General features: G+C 67.9%; 15 protein-coding genes. 9 read left to right on the top strand and 6 right to left on the bottom strand.

What is annotated here, in order from left to right; genetic code table 11:
- From JYJ84_RS08710 to JYJ84_RS08750, 9 genes are all read left to right on the top strand, one after another.
- Positions 1 to 331, top strand: a 331-nt coding sequence (locus JYJ84_RS08710; protein ID WP_205189165.1) for a low molecular weight phosphotyrosine protein phosphatase, incomplete at its 5' end; no start/stop codon positions are given.
- A complete protein-coding gene (locus tag JYJ84_RS08715) occupies positions 328 to 2,622 on the top strand; it encodes a polysaccharide biosynthesis tyrosine autokinase (protein WP_175218962.1) in 2,295 nt (764 codons plus the stop codon). The genes JYJ84_RS08710 and JYJ84_RS08715, both read left to right, overlap by 4 nt.
- On the top strand, positions 2,619 to 3,866 hold the full coding sequence (locus JYJ84_RS08720) for a glycosyltransferase family 4 protein (RefSeq protein ID WP_175218960.1): 1,248 nt from the start codon (positions 2,619 to 2,621) through the stop codon (positions 3,864 to 3,866). Before JYJ84_RS08715 ends, JYJ84_RS08720 begins: the two co-directional genes overlap by 4 nt.
- Entirely contained in the window at positions 3,863 to 5,071 is a 1,209-nt protein-coding gene (locus tag JYJ84_RS08725; RefSeq protein ID WP_175218958.1) for a polysaccharide pyruvyl transferase family protein, read from the top strand. Before JYJ84_RS08720 ends, JYJ84_RS08725 begins: the two co-directional genes overlap by 4 nt.
- Positions 5,065 to 6,357 (top strand): lipopolysaccharide biosynthesis protein, encoded by a 1,293-nt coding sequence (locus JYJ84_RS08730; RefSeq protein WP_205183127.1) that lies wholly within the window; start codon positions 5,065 to 5,067, stop codon positions 6,355 to 6,357. The genes JYJ84_RS08725 and JYJ84_RS08730 overlap by 7 nt, the downstream gene beginning before the upstream one ends.
- A complete protein-coding gene (locus JYJ84_RS08735) occupies positions 6,347 to 7,474 on the top strand; it encodes a hypothetical protein (protein ID WP_175218954.1) in 1,128 nt (375 codons plus the stop codon). The genes JYJ84_RS08730 and JYJ84_RS08735 overlap by 11 nt, the downstream gene beginning before the upstream one ends.
- Positions 7,475 to 7,481: 7 nt before the next feature.
- Complete coding sequence (locus JYJ84_RS08740) at positions 7,482 to 8,516, top strand: acyltransferase (protein WP_175218951.1); 1,035 nt, start codon at positions 7,482 to 7,484, stop codon at positions 8,514 to 8,516.
- 468 nt (positions 8,517 to 8,984) lie between these two features.
- The gene (locus tag JYJ84_RS08745; RefSeq protein WP_236027170.1) at positions 8,985 to 10,487 is read left to right on the top strand and encodes a ShlB/FhaC/HecB family hemolysin secretion/activation protein; all 1,503 of its coding nucleotides are present in this window, start codon (positions 8,985 to 8,987) and stop codon (positions 10,485 to 10,487) included.
- A 181-nt stretch (positions 10,488 to 10,668) separates the two neighbouring features.
- Positions 10,669 to 14,241 carry a GLUG motif-containing protein gene (locus JYJ84_RS08750; protein WP_175218947.1) on the top strand — a complete coding sequence of 1,191 codons (3,573 nt, stop codon included), beginning with the start codon at positions 10,669 to 10,671 and terminating at the stop codon, positions 14,239 to 14,241.
- Positions 14,242 to 14,616: 375 nt separating this feature from the next.
- Here JYJ84_RS08750 and JYJ84_RS08755 read toward each other — a convergent pair whose 3' ends face one another.
- From JYJ84_RS08755 to JYJ84_RS08780, 6 genes are all read right to left on the bottom strand, one after another.
- The gene (locus JYJ84_RS08755) at positions 14,617 to 17,649 is read right to left on the bottom strand and encodes an ATP-binding protein (protein ID WP_175218945.1); all 3,033 of its coding nucleotides are present in this window, start codon (positions 17,647 to 17,649) and stop codon (positions 14,617 to 14,619) included.
- 148 nt (positions 17,650 to 17,797) lie between these two features.
- The gene (locus JYJ84_RS08760) at positions 17,798 to 18,457 is read right to left on the bottom strand and encodes a response regulator (protein ID WP_122948614.1); all 660 of its coding nucleotides are present in this window, start codon (positions 18,455 to 18,457) and stop codon (positions 17,798 to 17,800) included.
- 455 nt (positions 18,458 to 18,912) lie between these two features.
- Positions 18,913 to 19,107 (bottom strand): hypothetical protein, encoded by a 195-nt coding sequence (locus tag JYJ84_RS08765; RefSeq protein WP_122948613.1) that lies wholly within the window; start codon positions 19,105 to 19,107, stop codon positions 18,913 to 18,915.
- Positions 19,108 to 19,216: 109 nt separating this feature from the next.
- Positions 19,217 to 22,276 (bottom strand): ATP-binding protein, encoded by a 3,060-nt coding sequence (locus JYJ84_RS08770; protein WP_175218943.1) that lies wholly within the window; start codon positions 22,274 to 22,276, stop codon positions 19,217 to 19,219.
- 343 nt (positions 22,277 to 22,619) lie between these two features.
- The gene (locus JYJ84_RS08775; RefSeq protein ID WP_175218941.1) at positions 22,620 to 23,648 is read right to left on the bottom strand and encodes a hypothetical protein; all 1,029 of its coding nucleotides are present in this window, start codon (positions 23,646 to 23,648) and stop codon (positions 22,620 to 22,622) included.
- Positions 23,649 to 23,763: 115 nt separating this feature from the next.
- On the bottom strand, positions 23,764 to 24,383 hold a 620-nt coding region (locus tag JYJ84_RS08780), incomplete at its 5' end, for a hypothetical protein (protein WP_205189166.1).

The following is a 24,383-nucleotide window of genomic DNA, read 5'->3' on the forward strand; positions in this document are numbered from 1 at the left end:
CGCCATCGACCTGATGCGCGAGCGCGACCTCGACCTCGCTGCGCACCGCGCACGCCAGGTGATGTCCCGGCACGTCACGCGCGCCGACCTGATCCTGACGATGGATCTCGCGCAGAAGCGCTGGCTCGAGCGCCGCCACCCGTTCCTGTGCGGCCGCGTGTTCCGCCTCGGCGGCACCGCTCACGGCTTCGACGTGCCCGATCCGTATCTCGGCCCGCGCACGTCGTTCGAACGCAGCCTGCGGCTCATCGAGCGCGGTGTCGACGCGTGGTGCGCGCGCATCGCGCCGGCCGCCTCCCCCTCCACCCCGCTTTCCGGACCGAATCGATGACCTCTCCCGTTTCCCGCGAACGATCGCACGATCGCGGCGCCGAGCTCGACCTCGCCGGCGTCGTCGACGTGCTCGTGTCCCAACGCTGGCTGATCGCGCTGACAACCGCCGCCTGCATCGGCGCCGGCACGTCGTACGCGTTTCTCGCCGCGCCGCAATACCAGGCCGACATCCTGCTCCAGGTCGAGGACAGCGGCGACACGACCGCCGCGAAAAGCATGCTCGGCGACGTGTCGTCGCTGTTCGACATCAAGTCGAGCGCCGCGGCCGAAGCGCAGATTCTCGCGTCGCGGCTCGTCGTCACGCGTGCCGTCGACGAGCTGCGCAGCTACATCGTCGCGCAGCCGAAGCGCTTTCCGCTGGTCGGCGATTTCGTGTCGCGCTTCAACACCGGCCTCGCGCACCCCGGCCTCCTCGGGTTCGGCGGTTATGCATGGGGCGAGGAAGCGATCGGCGTCACGCGCTTCGACGTGCCCAGGCCGCTCGAAGGCGAGCGCTTCGACCTGACGCTGCTCGACGGCCAGCGCTACCGGCTGACCGGGCCCGCGCTGCCGTCGGCTGTCACCGGCCGCATCGGGCACCTCGAAACCTTCCCGACCGCGAGCGGCCCGATCGCGATCGACATCGCGCGCATCGACGCGAACCCGGCCACCCGCTTCACGCTCGTGCGCGAATCGCGCGCCGAGACGATCGACACGCTGCGGCACGGGCTCGACGTCCAGGAAAAGATCAAGCAGTCGGGCGTGATCGTCGCGACGCTGCGCGGCGCCGATCCGCAACGGATCCAGGCGCAGCTCCAGGCGGTGGCGAACCACTACGTGCGCCAGCACATCGAGCGCAAGTCCGCCGACGCCGCGCAATCGCTCGCGTTCCTCAACGCGCAGCTGCCGGTGCTCAAGCGCCAGTTGCAGGACGCCGAGCAGCGCTACACCGACATGCGCAACGCGAACGGCACGATCGATCTGACCGAGGAGGCGAAGCTGATCCTGCAGCAGACGGCCGACGCGACCACGCGCCGCCTCGAACTGCAGCAGAAGCGCGACGAGATGGCCGCGCGCTTTGCGCCGGGCCACCCCGACATGGTCGCGCTCGACGCGCAGATCGCGACGCTCGGCCGCGAGCAACGCGGCTTCGAACATCAGGTGCGACGGCTGCCCGACCTGCAGCAGGAGGCTGTGCGGCTGATGCTCGACGTGAAGGTCGACACCGATCTCTATACGGCGCTGCTCGCGAACACGCAGCAGCTCGAACTGGTCAAGGCCGGCAAGACCGGCAGCGTGCGGCTCGTCGATACGGCGATCGTGCCCGAGGATCCCGTGCGTCCGAAGCGCCCCGTCGTCATCGCGGCGGCCGCGCTGATCGGGCTCGCATTCGGCATCGCGCTCGCCTTTGCACGCGACTTCCTGTTCGGCGGCGTCCGCCACGCGGACGATATCGAGCGGCATCTCGACATCGACGTCTACGCGACGATTCCCGATTCGGCGGCCCAGCGGCAGATGGTGCGGCGCATCGCGCAGCACGCCCCCGGGCCCAACCTGCTGAGCGCGCGGCACCCGCACGATCCGGCCGTGGAAAGCCTGCGGAGCCTGCGCACGGCGCTGCGCTTCGCGATGCAGGGCGCGCGCAACAACGTGCTGCTGCTGAGCGGCCCCGCGCCGGGCGCGGGCAAGTCGTTCGTCGCGGCGAACTTCGCGGCGCTGCTCGCGGCCAACGGCGAGCGCGTGCTGCTCGTCGACGGCGACCTGCGCAAAGGTCATCTGCACGATTCGTTCGGTGTCCCGCGCGAGCGCGGCCTCGCCGAGCTGCTGTCGGGTACGGTCGCACCGGCCGACGTGACCCACCGCGACGTGGTGCCGCATCTCGATTTCATTCCGACCGGCGCGGTGCCCGCGCATCCGTCCGAGCTGCTCGCCGACGCACGCGTCGCCGTGCTGCTCGATGCGCTGTCGGCCCGCTACGACGTGGTCGTGATCGATGCGGCGCCGATTCTCGCCGTGACCGACGCGGTCATGCTCGGCCGCCACGCCGGCACCGTGCTGCTCACGGCGCGCGCCGCATCGACACGCGTCGCCGAACTGGACGAAGCCGTGCGGCGCCTCGCGCACAACGGTGTCGCCGCGAGCGGCGTACTGCTCAACGGCGTCGATCCGCACATCGGCCGGTACGGCTCGCGCTACGGTGCTTATCGCTATACGCAGTACCGTTACGCGCCATCGCGTTGCAGTCTGGCATCGTCGATCGGCCGCACGCTGCGCGCGCTCGTATCGCGCCGCCGGGGAGAGCCGCGATGAGCGATACCCGTCACCTCGAACGCGCCACGGTACGCGATGCCGCGCAGGCGGGCGCTTCCGCCACGACCGCATTGCGCGCCCGGCAAGCGCCGGCCCGTGCGGCACGCCTGCGGATCGCGCTCGTCGTCGAAGCCGCCGGCGGCGGCGTGGCCGTCCATCTCGCCGACCTGATCGACGGGCTGAGCGCAACCGACGGCATCGAACTGCACCTGATCGTGCCGCACGGCCCGCGTTTCGATGAAGCGATCCTCGATGCGCGCGTGCTGTCACGCTGCGCAAGCGTGCATGCGGTGCCGATGCAGCGCGCGGTCGGCTGGCGCGACGCGCTCGCGGTCGCCCACGTCTATCGCCACCTGCTGCGCATCCGCCCCGACATCGTGCACAGCCACAGCTCGAAAGCCGGTGCGATCGCGCGCCTGTGCGTCGGGCCGTGGCGACAGGTGTACACGCCGCATGCGGTCTATACGCTGAACCCGACGCTGGGCACCCGCCAGCGCCGTTTCTACGGAGCGATCGAGCGGCTGCTCGGCCGCCAGTGCACGCACCGGATCGTCGCCGTCTCGCACGACGAGGCCCAACACCTGAACGAAACGCTCGGCATTCCGGCCGCGCGCATCAAGACGATCGTCAACGGCGTCCGGCCGCCCGCACCGATACCGCGCGACGCGGCACGACGTGCACTCGGCATCGCGCGCGACGCATGCGTCGTCGGTTTCGTCGGGCGCTTCGACCATCAAAAAGGCATCGACCGCCTCGTGCGGATTGCTCGCGGCGTGTATCGCCAATGCGGCCGCACCGTGCAGATCGCCGCGATCGGCTCCGGCGACTTCGTCACGGCGGCCGGCAACGAGGCCGACGATCTGCCGCCGAATCTTCACGTCGTCGGCCGCGTGAACCACGCGAGCCGCTATTTCTCCGCGTTCGACCTGTTCGCGTTGCCGAGCCGCTACGAAGGCTTTCCGTACGTGTGCCTCGAAGCGATGGCGGCCGGCGTGCCGATCGTCGCCACGCAGGTGTCCGGTGCGACCGAGCTGATCGCCACGCACGACATTGGCGTCGTGGTGCCCAACGAAGACGACACGACGCGGTTCGCACGCGCGATCGTCGCGCTTGCCAACGATCCGGCCGCGCGCGACGCGCTGCGCACGAACTGCACGGCGGCCTTCGGTCACTTTTCGGCCGACACGATGGTCGCGCACACGCTCGACCTCTATTACACCCTTTCCAGACGAGGCCCGGCATGACTGCTCCCACTCACGTCGCGCTGCTGCATGCCTACAGCGCCCGCAATTCCGGTGACGGCCTGCTGGTCGACCTGTCCGTCGGCCTGCTCCGGGAAGCCTTCGGCGATGCCGTCCGCGTGTCGATCGTCGCGGCCGATCCGGCTTCGTTTCCGGCGTACGACGACGTGCGCGCAGCGCCCGTGCTCGCGGAACGCGGCAAGGACCGGCTGGTCGGTGCCGCCGCTGCCGCGCTGCCCGTTCGAATCAACGGCAGACTGAACGCACTGCGCGGCCTGCTCGACGAAGTCGACCTGATCGTCGGTGTCGGCGGCGGCTATCTGCGCGCACGCACGGCGATCGAAGCGCTCAAGCTCGAAGCCGGCCACCTGCTGCAAATGCGGGCCGCACTCGCTTCCGGCAAGCCCGCCGTCTATCTGCCGCAAAGCATCGGCCCGGTGCTGTCGTCGCGCGCCGTCGGCACGCATCTTCAGTCGCTGCTCCGCGCATTCGATACGGTGTTCGTGCGCGACGACCGTTCCGCCGCACTCCTCGCCGCGAATCCGAATACGCGGCGCGTGCCCGATCTCGCGGTGCTCGACTTCGGGCATCGCAGCGACGCCATCCTTCGGCATGCTCCGCCGACAGGCGACACCGCCCGCCATGTCGCATTCGTGCTGCGCCGCGCCCCCGCCTGGAGCGCGCAACGACGCGCGCGCTATGACGCATCGATCGCGCGGCTGGTCGAGCAGGTACGTGCGACGTGCCGGGTCAGCTTTGCCGTGCAAAGCACGGGGCGCGGCAACGACGATCCCGCGTACTACCGCGGCCTCGGCATTCAAGAGCCGCTGACGCCGCTCAAGACGCTCCTCGAAACCGACCGGCCGGACGTCACGGTATCGGTTCGCCTGCATGGCGCGCTCGAATCGATCCTGCATGGCGTACCCGCCTTCCACGTCAGCTACGAGCGCAAGGGCTTCGGGGCCTATGCGGACATGAAGCTCGGCGACTGGGTCGTCAACGGCGCGGATTTCGATCCGGCACGCGTCTGCCGGACCATCCTCGCCCCCGGCGCGACTGCGGCGTTCTGGCATGCCGCACAGGGCGGGTTTGCGCGCATCCGAGCCGCACGCGCGCGCGTGATCGACGCGCTGCGCGCGGCCCGTCGTGCCGATTCCGGCTCCGACGTCGGCACGCAAGCCGAAGCCGACGAGGTCGTGCCATGCTGATGCGCCTGCTCCTGCGCAGCCTGGCGCTCGCCCTGAAATTCGCGCTCGCGATCATCGTCGCGCGCACGCTCGGCTTCGACGCGGTCGCCGCGTACGGGCTCGCAGTCGCCGCCGCCGTGATTACCTCGAAACTGCTCGGCCTCGGCTTCAGTCCCGAACTCAACCGGCGGCTCAGCGAACCCGATCCGCTGCCCGCGTTCGGCGCAATGCGCACCCTCTGCATCGCATACGGCGGGCTCTACCTGCTGCTTGTCGCGACGCTCGCCATCGCAACCGCCAACGGCGACGCAGCCCTGCTCGCCCGCGTCGGCCTGCCGACGCGGCTTGCGTGGTGGGTGCTGCTCGTCGCGCTGTCCGAGCATGCGGCATTCGAGGCGAACGGCTGGCTGTTCTCGCTGCATCGGCCGCGCGCCGGCTCGCTGCTGCTGTTCGTCCGCACCGGCGCATGGGCCGGCGTCGCGGGAGCCGGGTTGCTCGTCGGCGCCCTGCATTCGATCGAAGCGGTTTTCGCGCTGTGGTTCACGGCCAATGCGTGCGTCGTCGCGCTGTCGCGGTGGCGGATCGGCGCGGTTGCGCGCCGGGTGCACGGCCGCCCGCAGGCGGCGCGCACACTCGCCGTGCGCGAGCGCGGTGTCCTGTCGGTCTGGCGGCACGGGTTGCCGTTCTATGTGGCCGGCGTGGTCCTCGCGTCGTTGCAATACGCGGAGCGGTTCATCGGCGGCGGCCACCTGAGCGCCGATGCGCTCGGCCGCTACGTGTTCGCGTGGTCGATCGCCAACGCGATCCAGGCACTCGCGTTCTCGACCGTCGTCGTGACAGCCGGCCCGCGTTTCGTGCGCGTGCTGTCCGACGCGCCACACACATTCTCCCGGCTTGCCGTTCGCGCGACGGTGGCCAGCGTGATCGTCACGTCGATCGCGGCGGCCGCGGTCCTTGCGCTGCGCCGCGACCTGTTCGCGCTCGCGCACGAGCCGGCGAACGCAGGCCAGTTCGCGCTGCTCGCGATCCTGCTCGTGTCGTTCGTGCTGCGCGGCGCGGCGGACGTGCTGTGGACGGCCGCGATCGCGCTGCGTGCCGGCCGCGCCGTGATGGTGTCGACGATCGCGCTCGCCCTGTCGTACCTGCCGCTTGCGTGGAGCCTGATCGTTCACGCAGGCGCGATGGGGGCGGCAATCGCCCATCTGACGGCAAGCGCCAGCATCGTCGCCGCGCTGGCGCTGATCGTCGCGCGCGCCGGCCGTTCCCGCGCGACCTTCAGCACGGAGGTTGCCCACCATGCTGCGTAACCTGATTACCGGCGGCCCCGCACTGAGCCGCGGCGTGACGTGCGCCGTCGGCGCGATGATCGTGTTCGTCTACTGGATCGTCTACGCGAAGGCCGGCACGTTCCTGCCCGAGTTCGTGTTCCGTGACGCGGAGAAGATCCAGAGCCAGATCGGCGGCGGCAGCACCTACGAGGGCACGTCGTTCGATGCGGTCGCGAAGTTCTATGCGCTGCTCGGCCCGGCCGGCACGTCGCTGTTCGTTGCCGCGATCGGCACGGCCTTCATCTGGCGGATCGTCGGCGAAGGCCGTCGCCTCGGGTCGCTGGCCGCGACCATCGTGCTGCTCGCGCCTTGCGTGTTCTTCAACCTGTTCGTCGCGAGCAAGGACACGCTCGTCGTGTTGATCGCGCTCGTGCTGGCCAGCATCGCGCGACGTCGCTCGACCGTGTGGACCTTCGCGGCCATCGTGGCGCTCTACGCCGGCTATGCAGCCGTCGTGCGCGGCTACTTCGCGCTGATTCTCGCGATCGCGCTGGCCGCGTTCCTGTTCCGGCACCTGTCATGGCGCGGCAAGACGTTGCTGATCGGCGCTGCCGCGATCGTGCTGTTCCTGCTGCCGCCGGACCTGTACTACCTGCTCCAGCATCCTCGCGACATGGCAGCCGACTATCTCGCCTACGGCTCGCCGTTCGGCGCGCGCACGAGTTTCTACAACCCGGTCGCGCCGGATTCGTTCATCGCCTTTTGCGCGAACTATGCGTACGCGGTGCTGCGGCTGAATCTGCCGCTGCTGTTCGACGTGGGCCTCAAGGAATGCGCGATGCAGTTGTTCGTGTGGATCGCGCTGGCCGCCGTGTGGCGTCGTGCACGGCAACGTCAGCATCCGGCCCGCGATCTGCTCGCCTGTGTCGTCATCGGTCACGTCGCCGTATCGATGCTGTTCGAACCCGATCTCGGCAGCTATACGCGCCATCTTTCCAGTGTCGCCTTGCTGTGCGCACTTCAGTTCGCGGGATTCGATCCGCGTGCCGGTCGACGCCGGCCGACGCGCGATGCCGCGACGCACCGCACGCGGCAACCGAACGTGCTCGCCAGGCCCGCGCTCGACCGCCTGCCACACATGGACATCACCCGCTGAACCCGACATGCAGACCGTCCCCCTCCATTCCGGCATCTTCCAGAACCTCCAGTGCGCACGCGGGTTGGCTGCGCTCGCCGTCGTCGGCTATCACATGGGCGTGCTTCCGTTCGGGCAGGCCGGCGTCGATATCTTTTTCGTCATCAGCGGCTTCATCATGTCCGTCGTCGCGCCACGCGAGGGGCGCGCGTTCCTGCGCAAGCGCGTGGTCCGGATCGTGCCGCTCTACTGGCTGACCACGCTCGGCGTGTTCGCGATCGCGGTCGTGAAGCCTCACTGGCTGAATTCGACGACGGCCGGCATCGACTATCTCGTCAAGTCGCTGCTGTTCGTGCCATACGTGAAGGAAAACGGCCATTGGGGGCCGCTGAACCTCAACGGCTGGACGCTCGAATACGAGATGCTGTTCTACCTCGTCATCGCCGGATCGATGTGGTTCGTCCGCGCTCGCCATGCAACGACGTTCGCGGCGCTCGCACTTGCGCTGTTCTGTGCGTACGTGGCTGCCGGCGGCCCGGCAGGCGAAGTCGTCGCTCATCTCGGCCAGCCGTTCGTGCTCGAATTCGGACTCGGCGTGCTCGCCTGCCGGGTGCTCGAAACCGGCATCGCGGGATGTCTTCCGCGCTTCGCGTGGCTCGCAGCGGCCGCGACGGCGCTCGCGGCGATACCGCTCGCCGCCACCCTGCTTGGCACGCCGGCCGGCTTTGAACGGGTCTTCTGGTGGGGCGTGCCGGCCTGCATGCTGATCGTCGCCGCGGTCGCGCTCGACCTGCGCGGCTGGACCATCGGGAACGCGACGCTCGCCCGGCTCGGCGATGCGAGCTATTCGATCTATTTGCTGCATCCGTACGTGATCGGCGCAGCGAACAAGATTGCCGGTGTGCGCCTCGATGCCGGCACGTGGTCGGGCATGGCAGCCGTGCTCGTCACGCTGGCCGCGGTCTGCCTATGCGGCTTTGCCTGTCATGCGTGGATCGAGCGGCCGATGCTTGCTGTGTTGAAGCACGGGTTATCGCGACAGCGCCGTGCATCGGCGTCTTGAACCCGGATGCGATTGAATCGAAGAATCTGACAAAAATGAATGATGGGAGCAAGTCACTCGTACTTGTTCCATATTCATCCACGGAACCATTTCGTAACATCGTCGGCATTCCAAACGGCTGGCGCGGAAGACCACGCATCGGCCCAAAGGCACAACCGCTCGAGGTCGAAAATCCGCTTCATCCGTTCTCTCGACGCCGTGCCCGGGACACCCCCGATGCCGGCGCAACTACCCGCTCCCCCTCCCGCCACGCTGGCGGCCGTGCCCGGTGCCTGGCCATCCTGCCGCCCCGAACCTGTCGTCGGAAAGCGATCCGGCCCGTTCCGCATCGCGTGCCTGACCGGTCTTGCGCTGTCGCTTCACGGTTTCGCGCATGCGCAAGTCCAGGTCCCCAATGCAGGCCAGTCGCTACGCGACGTCGAGACGCTTCGCCCAGCATTGCCCGCTCCCGCCGCGCCCGATCTTGCCATGCCCGCGCCAGGCAACGAACCCGCACCTGCCGCAGTTGGCGGCCCCCGTATTCCGGTCAGCGCATTCGACATCGAAGGCAACCATGCGATCGACGCCGCGCCGCTGCACGCGTTGCTTGCCGATCTCGTCGGCCGTGAGCTCGACTTCGCCGCACTGAACGAAGCCGCCAGCCGGATCGCCACCTATTATCGCGAGCACGGCTACGTACTCGCTCGCGCCTACCTGCCGCATCAGGACATCGAGAACGGCGTCGTCCGCATTGCAGTCGTCGAAGGACGATACGGGAAAGTCGAACTGCGCAACCGCTCGCGCGTGCTCGACGGCGTGCTGCGCCAGCCGCTCGGTGCGGTACAGGCCGGCGATATCGTGCGCGGCGCGGATCTCGAACGCACGCTGACCTTGCTGGACGAGCTGCCCGGCGTCGCCGCGAAGGGCACGCTGCGAGCCGGTCAGCAACCCGGTACGACCGACTTGCTGATCGATGCGGAGCCCGGCCCGCTCGCCACCGGCTCGCTCGAACTCGACAACTTCGGCGATCCGCTCACGGGCCGCTATCGCGCAACTGGCGGCATTGCCGTGAACTCACCGCTGCGGCTCGGCGATCAGCTCACGCTGCGCGGCCTCACCAGCAACACGAACCAGCGCTACTACCGCGCGGGCTACCAGGTGCCGATCGGCCCTGCTTCGACCCGGATCGGCGTCGGCTATTCCGAGATGAACTACCGGCTGGGCCGCGAGTTTCGCCCGCTCGGCCTCCACGGCCGCGCGAGCGTGCAGAGCGCGTTCGTCGCGCAGCCGCTGCTGCGCGGCCGCCGCGCCAGCCTCACGGCGCAGGTGCTCTACGAAAACAAGAACCTGCACGACGACTACGGCGTGTTCGAGTCGGTCAACAGCAAGAACATCGGCCTGTGGTCGTTCACCGTCAACGGCAACAGCAACGACGACGCCCTCGGCGGCGGCCGCACGGCGTTCTCCGCCACGCTCGGCATCGGGCGGGCACGCGGCAACGACGCGCTCGACACGAACACCTACGCGAAGACGTTCGGCCGTTTCACGAAGCTGAACCTGAATGCGCTGCGACTGCAATCGCTCGGCACACGGCTCCAGCTCTATACGCAATTCAGCGCGCAGCTTGCGTCGCGCAATCTCGACGCATCCGAGAAATTCAGCCTCGGCGGCCCTTACGGCGTGCGTGCGTATGCGCTCGGCGCGGGCAGCGGCGACCAGGGCTGGCAAGCCAGCGCCGAGCTTCGCTACCTCGCCGCGCCGGGATGGCAGGTGAGCACCTTCGTCGATACGGGCCGGATGCAGATCAACAAACAGCGGTGGCGCAACGAACTCAACACGCTCCAGCTTTCGGCGGCCGGGGTCGGCGTGAGCTGGTACGGCACGAACCGGCAGATCAGCGTCACCGCCGCGTGGCCGCTGGGCTCGGCCGACGACGTGCCGACGGTCACGCGTTCGCCGAGCGTCTGGTTGCAGGCCGCGCAGTATTTCTGAGCGGTCTTCAGGACATGTCCGACCTGGTTCGGGAACAAGGTCGGACAGCAACGACGGACGGCGATCGAGAGTCCGTCCGCGTCGGGAAGAGCGGATCTCTCCACTCTCCTGCATCGATTCATCAGGCATGCGTACCGATTTCATGCCGGTGAATCAGCTCAACCACGAGGAAACAACAACGATGAACAAGACCTACGCATTGGTATGGAACGGCACGCAGCGATGCTGGACCGCGGTCGGGGAAACCGCACGCCGCCGCGGCAAGTCCGGCGGCGGCAAGCGCGCCGCCGTCGCCGCCGTCTCGCTGCTCGGCTTTGCCGCCCTGCCCGCCTTCGCACTGCCGTCCGGTGAGGCCATCACCTCCGGCAAGGCCGACATCGTGCGCTCCGACGACGGCCGCACGATGAACATCAACCAGCATACCGACAAGCTCATCACGAACTGGCAGGACTTCTCGGTCGCCGGCGGCGAGCGCCTGTCGTTCAATCAGCCGAACAGCCAGTCGCTCGCGCTCAACCGCGTGATCGGCGCGACCGGCAGCCGCATCGACGGCCAGGTCAGCGCCAACGGCCGCGTATTCCTCGTCAACCCCAACGGCGTGATGTTCGGCGCCGGCGCGCAGGTCAACGTCGGCGGGCTCGTCGCCTCCACCCAGAATCTGTCGGATGCGGATTTCCTCGCCGGTAACTACCGTTTCTCCGGCACGTCGACGCAATCCGTCACCAACAACGGCACCATCACCGCCGCCGAAGGCGGCAGCGTCGCGCTGCTCGGCGCGCGTGTGGCCAACAACGGTACGATCCAGGCGAAGCTCGGCCGCGTCGCGCTCGGCGCAGGCAATGCGTTCACCGTGAACTTCGACGGCAACGGCCTGCTGAACCTGCAGGTCGACGGCGGCGCAGTCGATGCGCAGGCATCCAACGGCGGCCTGCTGAAGGCCGACGGCGGCGAAGTGCTGATGACCGCGCGTGCGGCAGGCAGCCTGCTCGACGCCGTGGTCAACAATACCGGCACGATCGAGGCGCGCGGCCTCAACACGCACGGCGGCAAGATCACGCTCGACGGCGGCACCGTGAAAGTCGGCGGCGTGCTCGATGCAAGCGCCGCCGAGGCCGGCGCGCCGGCCGGTTCGGTCACGACCCGCGGCGAACGCGTGGATGTCGCCAGCAATACACTTGTCGACACGCGCACGGGCAACGGCGCCGGCACGTGGACGATCGAGGCCGCCAATGCGGGTGTCACCGGCATCGACACGACGCCGAAAACGCGCGGCTTCAACAACAACTCGAACATCACCGGCAACGAAGGCGTCGACAACGGCGGCGGGAGCGGGAATGGCGGAAGCGGTAATGCAAGCGCATCGAATCCGTCGATCGCCGCAGACACGCTGTCGCGCAATCTCGGCACGACGAACGTCGCACTGACGAATACGAAACAGGATCTGACGGTCGGCGGCCCCGTCGCGTGGACGAGCGACAACACGCTCACGCTGACGTCGGCCACGGGCAACGTGAACCTGCGCCACGCCGTGTCGGCATCGGGGAACGCGGCGCAACTGCGCGTCAACGCCACGAACCAGATCCGTATCGACGACGCCGTCAGGCTCACCGGCGAGAACGCGCATCTCGAGCTGAATGCGAAGAACGGCCACGTGCTCGCGGGCGACAAGGCCGTCGTGACGCTGTCCGGCAAGAACGCGTCCTACCGGTCGAACGGCGAGGACTACACCGTGCTGCACACACTCGACGATCTGCGCGACATCGACGCGAACCTGAACGGCCGCTACGTGCTCGGCAACGCGATCGACGGCAACGGCGCCCGTTTCCGCAGCATCGGCGGCAATGCCGAATTCGCCGGCGTGTTCGACGGGTTCGGCAATTCGATCGGCAAACTGTCGCTCTACAACACCGCGTCGAACGTCGGCCTGTTTGCGGCCAACGCCGGGCGGATCGCCAATCTCGCGCTGCGCAACATCACGACGACGGCATCCGGCGCGCCCGGGTCCGTCGGCACGCTGGCCGGCTACAACAGCGGCACCATTTCGGACATCGTCGCGCAGGACGTCTCCGTCCATTCCCGCGGCCGATCGACGGTGGGTGGGCTGGTCGGCTCGAACCGGAGCGGCAGCATCGATCGCGCGAGCGTCTCGGGGCAGGTCGACGGTGACAGCGACACGCTCGCGATCGGCGGTCTCGCCGGCGAAAACCTCGATCGGGCAGGCAAGGCCGCAGCCATCCGTGGCAGCCGGACGGACGTGCGCGTTTCCGTGGCCGGCGACGGCGCGGCAGGCGGGCTCGTCGGGATCAACGCGGGCCGGATCGACGCATCGTCCAGCGCGGGCAGCGTCGTCGCGTCGGGCGACGCGAGTGTGGCAGGCGGCCTCGTCGGGATCAACGACGGCAGCGGTGACATCGCGGCCTCCTCGTCGACCTCCACCGTGACGGCACACAACAACGCGATCGCGGGTGGCCTGGTCGGCATCAACACCGGCGCCATCCACGCATCGCGCGCAACCGGCGCGGTCAAGGTGGGCGACGGCGGCATCGCGGGCGGCATCGCCGGCTTCAACTTCGGCAAGCTCGAAGCATCGACCGCCGACGGTGACGTCGTGGCCGGCCACTTCAGCCAGGCCGGTGGGCTCGTCGGCTCGAACCTTGGCACGGTCGACGCGTCGCGGGCAAACGGCAACGTGACAGCCGGCGACGCCAGCGCCGTCGGCGGCTTCGCCGGCTACAACGGCGGCACGATCGAAGCGGCCGTCGCCACGGGCAACGTGCGCGCCGGCAGCAACAGCCAGGCCGGCGGCCTGGTCGGCGCCAACTCGACCCGCATTCACGCGTCCACCGCTCACGGCAACGTGAGCGCCGGCCGGGGTTCATCGGCCGGCGGCCTCGTCGGTGCAAACGACGGCGACATCGTCACGGCATCGGCCGAAGGCGCCGTCGTCACCGGCGACGAAAGCGCTGCGGGCGGCCTCGTCGGCAGCAACTTCGGCAAGATCGATTCATCGCGCGCGTCCGGCAACGTGCGCGCCGGGCGCGACAGTACAGCGGGCGGTCTGGCGGGAACCAACCGCGGCGCCATCGACGCATCCCGCGCCTACGGCGACGTGACGGGCGGCAACGTGAGCCGCGTCGGCGGGCTGGTGGGCGACAACCTCGGACGCATCCGGCAGTCGCATGCATCCGGCAACGTATCGGCCGCGCGCTACGCCGAAATCGGCGGGCTCGTCGGCCGCAATACGGAAACCGTTGCCGAATCTTCCGCGACGGGCGACGTACGGGCAGACGACCAATCGGTCGCCGGCGGGCTGATCGGCCAGAACATCGGGGAAATCGCGCAATCGCGTGCGACGGGCAGCGTCGTCGCGGGTGCGGGCAGCCGGGTCGGCGGGCTCGCCGGTCAGTCGACCGGGGCCGTATACGCATCCGCCTCTACGGGCTACGTCCATGGCGGCGATTTCAGCTACGTGGGCGGTCTCGTCGGCAAGAATCACGGCACCGTCAAGCGCTCGTCGTCGAGCGGTACGGTTTCCGGCGGCTTGCTCGCGACGCTCGGCGGGCTCGTCGGCGCGAACTACGACTATGTCGGCCAATCGTCGACCACGAGCCGCGTCGCGTTCACGGGGAATGCGGGCCAGCGTTACGGTGCGCTGGCGGGCGTCAACGAAGGCGAACTGGTCGGCGACACCGCCTACCTGCGCGATGCGTCGGTGCCGCTCGTCGGCTATCCCATCGCGTCGGCCAATCGCTAAGCGATGACGATCGTGGAAGCGGCCGTTGCTCGTTAGCGGTCCCGCGCTGATCGACCGGGCGGCGACGCCGCATGTACTGATGCGCCCCCGGTCGATACGCGTTCGCTTGATCGATCGTGATTGCGGCCGGGACTCCGGCCATCGCGCTGGCCCGACGACTCTGCGACGTCCACGATGAGCTGCCGGTAACGTCGCTCCGCGGCGGCTCACCTCCGTGCAAGCACCCCTTGCGTCGGGAGAAGCGTGGCAAACACCGGCGCGCCGCCTGTGGCGCGTTACCGGTGGCACGCCTTTCATGCAGGCGTCGCCGCTCCCGATCAGGGGCGGCGACCATTCTCAGGCCCGCGCGGGCGCACGGATGACCCGCTCAACACATCAATCCTGAAGCCGTGCCAGCGCACGATCGACCGCGCCCTGGAACGCCGGCCAGAGACCGTTCAGCGCCACCGCGCCGCCCTCGACGACCGCAGCCTCCGCCTTCGCACAGGCATCGCGCATTTCCGCGTCTCCGGCCAGCGCAAACCCGCCGTGCATCGAATGCAGTTCGAGCCTCATCGAATCCGTGTCGCCGTTCGAACGCGCCACCGCAAGCACCGACATCGATTTGAGCGTCGTCGCGTGCAATGTTCGCCGGATCTCGTCAGTCATGACCGACACCGCCAACGCCCCCGGGCGCCCGCCCGACTCGGTCCCTGCCTCGTCTCGTGCGACAGCAGCGCTGCCATTCCGCCGCAACACCGCGTCGAGCACGTCGATCGACAACGGCTTGAGCACGACTTCCACCGCCCCGACCTGCGCACAGCGGCGACGATCTTCGTCGGTCGCATGCGCGGTCATCGCGATCACCGGCACCTTCGCCCCCTGCTCGCGCAGGAAATTCGTCAGCGCGAAGCCGTCGAGCTGCGGCATGTTCAGATCCGTCAGGACGACGTCGAACGGATTCTCGAAGAACGCACGCATCGCCTCGACACCGTTCTCGACGATCGTCGCATCGTATCCGAGCGCGTCGAGCTGATCCCTCAGCAGCGCGCGGCTCGCCGGATGATCCTCGGCCACCAGCACGCGCAGCGCCGGCATCTCGTCGCGCCGTGCCAGCGCACGCTCCGCGTCGCCGGCCGCGTCCGCTTCCCGGCGTTCATCCGGCCAGCCGGCTGACGCGTCGGGCAGCGACAGCCGCACCACGAACGTCGAGCCTTCGCCGACCCTGCTCTCGACCGTCAACTCGCCCTGCATCAGCCGCGCGATGCGGCGGCACAGCGGCAAGCCGAGCCCGGTGCCGCCGAATCGCCGATAGATCGACGGATCGGCTTGCATGTAGACGTCGAACAGCGTCGGCAGCGCTTCGTCGGGAATGCCGACGCCCGAGTCGCGCACGGCGATCTCGATGCGACCGGTGCCTGAGTCGTCGCGCGCCAGCCGCGCGTCGATCGCAACAGCGCCCTGCTCCGTGAACTTGATCGCATTGCCGACGAGATTCGACACGAGCTGACGCAGCCGCGTCGGATCCCCCATGTATCCGTCAGCCAGTTCCGTCGCGATATGGCATTCGAGCGTGAGTCCCTTCGCTTCCGCGAGCGGCCGGAAGATCGCCGCGACCTCCCGCAGCACACGCTTCAGATCGAACGGAATGTGCTCCAGCGCCATCTGGTTGGATTCCGCCTTCGACAAGTCGAGCACGTCGTTGATCACGCGCAGCAACGCGTCCGACGACGAGACGATCGTCTTCAGGCGACGCCGCTCGACCGCCGGCAATTCGGCCCGCTCCATCAGCTCCAGGTTGCCGACGATCGCATTGAGCGGCGTGCGGATCTCGTGACTCATCGTCGCGAGGAACGTCGATTTCGCCTTGTTGGCGTCGTCCGCGGCTACGCGAGCTTCGCGCAGCTTGTCCTCGGTCAGCTTGCGAGCCGTGACGTCGGTCAGCGTGCAGAGCAGCACGTCGACGCCGCGGAATCTGGTGCGAACGATGTACGCCGCGAGATACGTCGTGTCGTGACCGGTGCGCTCGACCGCCAGTTCCTGCTGCATGACGAAACGCCGCTCGTCCGCGCCGGCCCGTTGTCGCTCGCGACAGGCCTGCCAGATACGTTTGCCGAGCGGGAGCCCCGATACGCCATCGTCGTACGCGAGCGCGGCGTCGTTGCGCACCATCGTTTCGCCATCGGCGGCCGACAGCAGCAGCAGTCCGGCCGGCGCGGTGCGGATCAGCGTCCGGTTGAACGCCTCGCTTTCGATCAGGCGGATCGCGCGCCGGTTTGCCGGGCGCAGCGCGCGACGATCGAACAGCACGATCGTGAACCAGAGCAGCGCAATGCCGAACAGCGCGATGCCGAGCGTCACGCTCGCGCGGATCCGGATCGCTTTCACCACGCTGCGCCACGAGAAGCTCGTCACCATGACGAGGCTCGAATTGGGCAGGCGGTCGCTGACGACGAACCGCGTGTCGACCCGGCGTACGATCACGTGCTCGCCGAACGGATCGCGTGCGCCGGCCAGCGCATGCCCGATCATCGCCGGATCGCGCAGGTTCCCGAACACGATATTCCGGCGCGCATCGATCACGGCGACATCCTCGTCGTCCGAGTCCGGCGACATGACGTTGCCGAGGTTGAACGTGCCGTTGAACACGATCCAGCCGAACGGCCGCCCGGCCGCGTCGTCCAGCCGCCGGGCGAACCGCACGACCGTGCGCCCGACGATCGGATCGAAGCGGCGATCGAGCATGAACGTGACGTCCTCCATGTCAGGTTTCTGCTTCGCCGCACCGGTGGGCATCAGCGCGGCAATCAGCGCCTTCACGTCGGTATCGGGCGGAAGCGCACGTGCGCGCGCGACGAGCCCTTCGCCCTGCACGGCGAGGAACGGGGCGTCGAGCCCGATCACATAGCCGCCGAAGGGCTCGGCGTCGGCCGGCTGTGGCCGATATCGCGTATTCGCGCGCATTATCCCGAGCGCGGTCCCGAGATACCGTGCATACGATTCAGCGGGATGGTCTGCCCCGATCCCGGCCACCAAAAGGATCGGCTCCCCGCCGCCGTCGGTCCGCAGGGGCAGCCAGCCCTGCTGCGCCGACAATGCCCGCATCGCTTCCGGCGACGGTCGCAAGTCCCGATTCCAGGCCTGTTCCACCCGGTTCCCGAGGTTCAACAACATCCGGTCCGCACTCTGCTGTGTCGCGTAAAACACGGCTTCGCGCTGCAGGAACGTCGAACGCGCCCGCGAGTAGTAGTCCTGCACGTCGAGCCGCAGGAAGAGCGCGGCGCAGACGAGCATGAACAGCGTGACCGCCGTGCCGCCGCCGTACAGCAAAAGCTCCTGCTGACGCCGGATCCGATACGGATCGAACGCCTTGTGGCCGCTCACGGGCCTGGCCGCGTGCGACGCGAATCTTCTCAGTTTTGCTGGCATGGATCGTTATCGGCAGCGCTCGATGCCGAAGCGCCGCCTTTTCCCCTGTCAAACGGCTCGCGCCGCGGGTTTGCCGGTGACGCGTGCACCGGCTGGTGGCCAAGTTGCCCCGCCGCGCGACTGGCGTTGCGTGCGCGCTGACAGCGGGCTACGGACTTTCCGGCGGCGTGTCGGGCAGCTCGCCTTCGTCCGCATACCGGATCAGATCGGCGTCGCGAACGATTCCGAGCTTCTTCATCGCGCTCGTTTTCTGCGAACTGATGGTCTGCTTGCTGCGATGCAGTTGCGCGGCGATTTCGCCAACCGTATAGCCGGCGCTGAACAGCCGCACCACCTCGATCTCGCGCGTCGTCAGCGGGCGGGCCGAATCCGGCGTGCCGCTCGACTCCAGCAACTGCTTGATATGCGGCGACAGGTAGTTGGCGCCGACGTACGCCGCGTGCACCGCGCCGACGAGATGCGAGATCGCATCCGACTTGCTCAGGATGCAGCCGACACCCTGCTTGCGGATCGCATGCAGCACACTGGGTTTATCGATCATCGTGATCGTCACGAGCTTCAGCGCCGGATAGCGGCGCTGCAGGAACGACAGCAGCACGAGGCCGTCGCCGAACTTGCCGCCGGGCATCACGTAGTCGACCACCAGCACGTCGCTCGGTTTCTCGTCGAGCGCTGCCACGAGATCGGTCGAATTGGACACGGAGCCGATGAACCGGATCGTGCTGCTATCGGCGAGCGCCTGCGACATCCCGATCGCGGATGACGGGTGGTCATCGGCCACCATCACACGCACAAAGAATTCATCCATCGTCCCATTTCTCCCCGAAGCTTTTGATCGCGCATCCGCCGACAGCCGCAGGATGCGGGCAACCGTTCCGGCTCCGTTCCATCCAGCCGACAGGCCGTCGATTCGACCCGTCGCATTCGACACATCGGAGAATGCAAGTGCGACTCGATTTTAAGATAAAACGTGGGCAAGACCATGAGCATTGGCCGACAGGCCGAAGCAGACTGCATGTCGCGTCGCCCTGCCGCATGCCTGGCGTGACCGCGCCGGCCGAACGCGTACGGGCGTTGCCAATCGGCATGCACTTCCGGGCCTGCGCCACGCATGGGAGCGAGACATGCGCCAACGCACGCGGCGGCTTCCCGGACCGGTACACCGCATCGCACCTCGCCCCGCCCCGTCCCCTTGCCGCCGCAGTCACTCGCGCAGTAGCGAGCCTGCCGCGCATCGACCGCTTGCCAGTATCCGGATCGTCGTTATGGTCGGTGGACACCCTCGCCCGATTCGCCGCGTTCCTCGACTGCCTGCTTCCATTCGCTGATCGCGCGCCGCTTCTGCATCGGCGACATGATCAGGAATTCGTTCATCCTGCCTAGAAAGTCCTTTCTGGATTTCTCGGGAAGCGTAGAGAAATCGAGCAACATTACGAAGACTTTCACCATGTAGCGCACGATCTTCCCCTCCTCTCACCTGATTGATCCGCTCCGCCGTTGCCGATGCGTCGCGCCGCCTTCCATTCTTCGGACCGCGTCGTCACCGCCCACGACAATCGACACGCATTCATGTCGTGCCACCGTGTGCGAAACGCGCGACGTCCTGTTCTTGTATTCCCGCTCCATGCTCCGACGCACCACGCCGTCGAGCGATGCCGGCCAACGCGCCACGCAAATGCGCGAGCGTTACCGGTCTGGTCAGCACGCAGCCGATTCCCGCGTCCGCATACCGTCGCCTGTCGACGGGCGCGAGATGCGACGTCACGACCACCACGTCGCAGCCTGCTCCGACATCGCGCACGGCGCTCGCCAGCGCGCAGACCGACATGTCCGGCAGCTCGGCATCCACCAGCAGCACCCGCCATGCACCGGTGGCCAGCAGGTCGAGCGCCGCTTCGGCCGACCTCACCGTTCGTACCTCGCAACCCAGCACGTGGAGTTGCTCCCGCAACAGCGTGCTGCTGACGGAATCGATGCCGGCAAGTGCCACACGCCATGCGCACGGGCGAACGGCTTCCACGTGCGTGCTCGCCGGCAGTCGCGCGGCAAGGTCGCCGGTGTCGGGCATCGCCTGCGCGAGTGCAGTCTTGAAGCCACCAAGGGCATAGCTCGACACGCGTATCGTCCTGCCCGCCCGATACGCTTGCGGCGGGCCGTCCGGCGTAGCGAGCACGACAGCACAGTCGCCGCCCAGGCTGTCGAGCTCCGCGCGCGACCAGGCATCCGAATCGCCGAACAGGACGATCGCGGCGGCCCGCGCACGACGGTCGGCCGGGATCCGCGCGGGGCGCTCGTATGCGTCGACGTCGAAGCCCCATGCATGCAAATGCGGCAGCGCGAAACGCTGCCATTCCGTACGCGCGACGACAACCAGCGGCGCGCGCGCGTCGCGCGCGGAACGCGTATCGAGCGGCACGACAGCCATCCCGAGCGGCACCGTCAACGTGAAACGGCTGCCGGTGCCCGGCATGCTCGTCACGTCGATCCGTCCACCCATCGCGGCCGCGAGGCGATCGCACAGCGCGAGCCCGAGCCCGGTGCCGCCGTAGCGGCGCGTGATCGACGCGTCGACCTGCGAGAACGCCTTGAACAACTTGTGCCGATCGGCGCCCGCGATGCCGATGCCGGTGTCCTCGACCGCGATCGACAGCTCGGCATCGCCGCATCCGGCCGACGCAACCGACACGCTCACGAGCACATGCCCGTTGGCGGTGAACTTGATCGCGTTGCTCAGCAGGTTGCCGAGCACCTGCCCGAGCCGGGTCGGATCACCGCGCATCCGCTGCGCGTCGCTCGCGTCGAATTCACAGAACAACGACAGCCCCTTCGCCTTCGCGACCGGTGCGAACGCACCGAGCGTGCGCTCGATCACGCTGACCACGTCGAACTCGATCGCTTCGACCGTCATCGCGCCTGCTTCGATCTTCGAGAAATCGAGGATGTCGCTGACGAGGCCGAGCAGCCCCGACGCGGCTTCGCGCAGCGTTTGCACGCGGCCGTGCTGTGACGCATCCAGCGCGGAACGGTCGAGCAGTTCGAGATTGCCGAGGATCACGTTGAGCGGCGTGCGGATCTCGTGCGTGATCGCCGCCAGGAACGACGACTTGGCCGCGTTCGCCGAATCGGCCGCGCGCACCGCTTCCTCGAGCTGCTGAACGAGCTGCCGCCGTGCCGTGACGTCGGCGACCGCGACGATCAGCACGTCGATCTCCTGGTAACGCGCGCCACAGGCGCTCACCTCGAGATGCAACGGCGCCGCGCCGGCATCCGCATCGGCCAGCACGACATCGGTCTGCAGCGTGCCGCCGCCCGCGCCGCCCCCGATGAACGCGTCGTAGCGCGCCACCGCCTGCGCGGACAGCGTGCGATAGTCGCTGCCGAGCCGGGCGAGCATCTCGGCCAGTGCAGGGCTGACGAGCATGAAATGTCCGTCGGCGCGCGAAATCAGGCCGAGGCCGATCGGCGCCGTCTCGATCACGCTGCGGCACAGCGCTTCGCTGTCGAACACGCGCTGCGACCGGGCATAGACGGACGCGAACACGCGGCGATGGAAGCGTACGAGCAGGATCCACATGATCGCGATGGTCAGCAGCGACGCAACGAGCAGCAGGCTCGCGCGCCACGCGACGTTTGCGATGACGTCCGTCCACGGCAGCGCATACGCGAGCGTCCAGCCCGTCGCATCGAGCTTGCCGTGGAAGATCACGAAGCCGTTGTGGAACGCGGCCTGCTCGGGCTTCGCGCGATCGCGCGACACGTCGAGCGCCAGCAGGCGGCCGACATGCGCTTCGTCGGCGGCCACGCCCGGGCTTGCCACGACGAGGTGGTTGTCGTCGGTCGTCACGAAAAACACGCCGTCGACCCGATGCTCGGGCAGCCACGACAGCAGATACTCAGGGTCATATTCGGTGACGAGCACCGCGAACGGCTCGCCGTCGACCTGCGCCGGTGCGGCGATCCGGATGCGCGCGGCGCCCGAAATCGGATCGATGAACGGCGGCAGCCAGTGCACGTGCGGGCGACCGGTGGTATCGGCCACCTGCGCCGGGCCAGTGCCGAAATCGATCCGCAGTGCGTCCATCACGCGCGCGCGGCCGTCCGACGTAGCAAGCGCGCCGCCGCCGGCCCCCGAATCCGGCACGAGCCCGAGCAGGCTCGTGCGCGTGCTGTAGTGATAGCCGACGAGCGTCTGCCCGCGATTGATCGAGCTCGCCGCGCAGATGCGCGCCAGCAGCACGGACAGCGACAGGTAGCGGGCCACCTCGGTGCGATCTGCGGGCTGCGTCGATACGCCGAACACGACCGACGGATAAGGCTTGATCGCAGCACGCTCACCGTCTGCGTAGAACGCATCGATCACGTGATCGGGCGCCGGCTCCGTTTCCCGCCAGATCAGCTGCGCATTGGTCACGCCGTTGCGGAACGACGTCTCGCTCACCTTGATCTCGTTGAGCGTCTGCACCATGCCCGTCAGGAAATTGTGCCGCTCGCCGTCGAGGTAGCCGTACACGATCGAACCCATCCCGAGCGCGCAGGCGATCAGGATCAGGATCGTGACGACGATCCCGCCGCCGAACACCGAGATGTTCTGATAACGACGAATGGACTGGAGCGGGCTGTAAGGCATGTCGCTACGCGACGATGCCGGATGCCGGCATGCGTACGTCTCCGGCTCCGGCTTCGTGCAGGGAGGTGGCTCAGGACGATTGGAGTGCCACGATCATGCCAAACGACTTGCCGAAAATCAGTCCGATATGAACGGTTTAGTACATGTCCAATATGATTGGAAATAAGATTTGAACTTGTACGAAACTTGAGCGCCCCCATCCAGTCGTTGGGGGGCAGGATGCGTGCATGATTGCCGGATCGGCGCCGGACGAAAGAAAACGGGGCGGACACCGTCTGCCCGGTGCCCGCCCCACTTCGGAAAAAACGGACAGGCGGCCGCGCGACGCAGCCGCCTCGCTCGCTCAGTTCTGCGTGAGCGGATTCAGCGTCGTGCACAGGAAGCCCGTGCAGTTCGCCGGCTTGAAATAGAACGACGCCATCACCGGCGACGACGTGCCGAGCGCAAGATCGCCCAGATACGCGTTGCCCTGCGCACCGAGCGTGTTCGACTGCTGGACGAAGCTGGCGCCGGTCGTCTGGATCGCGGCCGACTGATATGTAAAGGTCGGCGACTGCGTCTGGTCCTTCACGTAGACCCACGAGATCGTGCTGCCGAACAGCATCCCGCCCTTCGCACGATAGCCCTTCGCGCCCTCGCTGTTGGCCTGTGCGATGAAATCGGCGACGGTCGTCGTCGGCACCAGCGCATCGTACGTATAGGTCGCGCTCGACGCGTTGTTCTTCATGTACACGTTCGCCTGCACCGATCCCACCATCATCGGCCCGAGGAACCAGTAGCCCGACTGGCCCTGGCCGTTCGCCTGCGTGAGGAACGCATTGGTGTCGGCCGGCAGCCCCGTCGTCGTGTACGTATAGGTGGCAGACGAACCGCCGTCCTTGCGATACAGATAGCCGTAAGTGAGCGGCCCTTCGTAGCGGTAGCCGCTCGCGCCCTGCGCGTTCGCCTGGCTGACGAAGCCCGTCATGTTGGCCGGCGCCGTCTGCAGCACGTACGTGTAGGTCTGCACGGTGCCGTCGCTCACGAAGATCGACTGCGAACCGCCGTTGCTCGCGCTGTAGTAGTAGTCGCCCAGATAGCGATAACCCTTCGCGCCTTCGCTGTTGAGCAGCGTCAGGAAGCTCGCCTGATCCGTCGCCGGCGGCTGTGCGTCGTAGCGCAGCGTCAGCGTGCTGCCGCCCGAGCCGCCAGAACCACCCGTGCCCCCCGAAGCGCCGCTTCCGGTCCCGCCCGAACCCGTGCCGCCGGCTCCACCACTACCGCCGTTGTTGCTCGTCCCCGATCCGCCGCCGGACGCCGCGGGCGAGGAATCGTCGCCGCCGCAAGCGGTCAGCGCCAGACAGGTCAGTGCGATCAATGCAGCGGCTTTCATCGGGATCACCTCAGTGCAAGAAGGACGAACGAAGCCGGTACGCGCGGATCGTGCCGCGCGCACGGACAGTCATGAATCAGGAATCGGCCGGCGGCGCACCGCCGGCCCGGGAGCATCAGTTGACCTGGAGCTGGCCGCCGCGGCCGAGGCCGCCCTTGACGTCCTGCGCCTTGTAGCTGCGCAGCGCGACGACCATCTTGTTGTACGCGTCGATGAACGCGACGACCGTCGCCTTGCCTTCCGGCGTCGCGGAGAAGCCGCCGAGCGCACCGCCCACGCCACCGCCGAAGCCACCCAGCGCCGCGCCGTAGTTGGTCGCCGTCGAGCTGCCTTCCGACGCCGCGATCTGCACGGCCGAGCGCACGTCGAACAGCGTCAGCGTGACGACCGACGCCTTCGTCTGCAGATGGCCGGCCACCGCCGCCACCGCGCTGTTGCCGATCAGCCCGCCGATCATGCTGCCGATGCCGCCGACCGGCGAATCGTTGATGACGATCTGCGGTTCCATGTAGTAGTCGGCCGCGACACGCTGGCCCTTCTGCTGCTTCGAGCCCGTGCGGTACTCGCCCGAGTTGCGCTGCAGCTGCGTGATGCGCGACAGGCGCGCGTCGCTCTTCTGGTTGCCGATCGACGTGATCACGAAGCAGTTCGACTGCTGGACCGCCAGGCGCAGCAGCGGGTCGATCGTCGTCATCTTGGTGGCGCTGCCGAACGGGCCCCACCAGTCGGCGTTGC

The organism is Burkholderia sp. LMG 13014 (assembly GCF_905232215.1).
GTDB lineage: Bacteria > Pseudomonadota > Gammaproteobacteria > Burkholderiales > Burkholderiaceae > Burkholderia.

Bases quoted from the DNA above. Each gene is read 5' to 3' on its own strand.
- JYJ84_RS08715 (WP_175218962.1), top strand. From the start codon at position 328: ATGACCTCTCCCGTTTCCCGCGAACGATCGCACGATCGCGGCGCCGAG.
- JYJ84_RS08720 (WP_175218960.1), top strand. From the start codon at position 2,619: ATGAGCGATACCCGTCACCTCGAACGCGCCACGGTACGCGATGCCGCG.
- JYJ84_RS08725 (WP_175218958.1), top strand. From the start codon at position 3,863: ATGACTGCTCCCACTCACGTCGCGCTGCTGCATGCCTACAGCGCCCGC.
- JYJ84_RS08730 (WP_205183127.1), top strand. From the start codon at position 5,065: ATGCTGATGCGCCTGCTCCTGCGCAGCCTGGCGCTCGCCCTGAAATTC.
- JYJ84_RS08735 (WP_175218954.1), top strand. From the start codon at position 6,347: ATGCTGCGTAACCTGATTACCGGCGGCCCCGCACTGAGCCGCGGCGTG.
- JYJ84_RS08740 (WP_175218951.1), top strand. From the start codon at position 7,482: ATGCAGACCGTCCCCCTCCATTCCGGCATCTTCCAGAACCTCCAGTGC.
- JYJ84_RS08745 (WP_236027170.1), top strand. From the start codon at position 8,985: ATGCCCGCGCCAGGCAACGAACCCGCACCTGCCGCAGTTGGCGGCCCC.
- JYJ84_RS08750 (WP_175218947.1), top strand. From the start codon at position 10,669: ATGAACAAGACCTACGCATTGGTATGGAACGGCACGCAGCGATGCTGG.
- JYJ84_RS08755 (WP_175218945.1), bottom strand. From the start codon at position 17,649: ATGCCAGCAAAACTGAGAAGATTCGCGTCGCACGCGGCCAGGCCCGTG.
- JYJ84_RS08760 (WP_122948614.1), bottom strand. From the start codon at position 18,457: ATGGATGAATTCTTTGTGCGTGTGATGGTGGCCGATGACCACCCGTCA.
- JYJ84_RS08770 (WP_175218943.1), bottom strand. From the start codon at position 22,276: ATGCCTTACAGCCCGCTCCAGTCCATTCGTCGTTATCAGAACATCTCG.
- JYJ84_RS08775 (WP_175218941.1), bottom strand. From the start codon at position 23,648: ATGAAAGCCGCTGCATTGATCGCACTGACCTGTCTGGCGCTGACCGCT.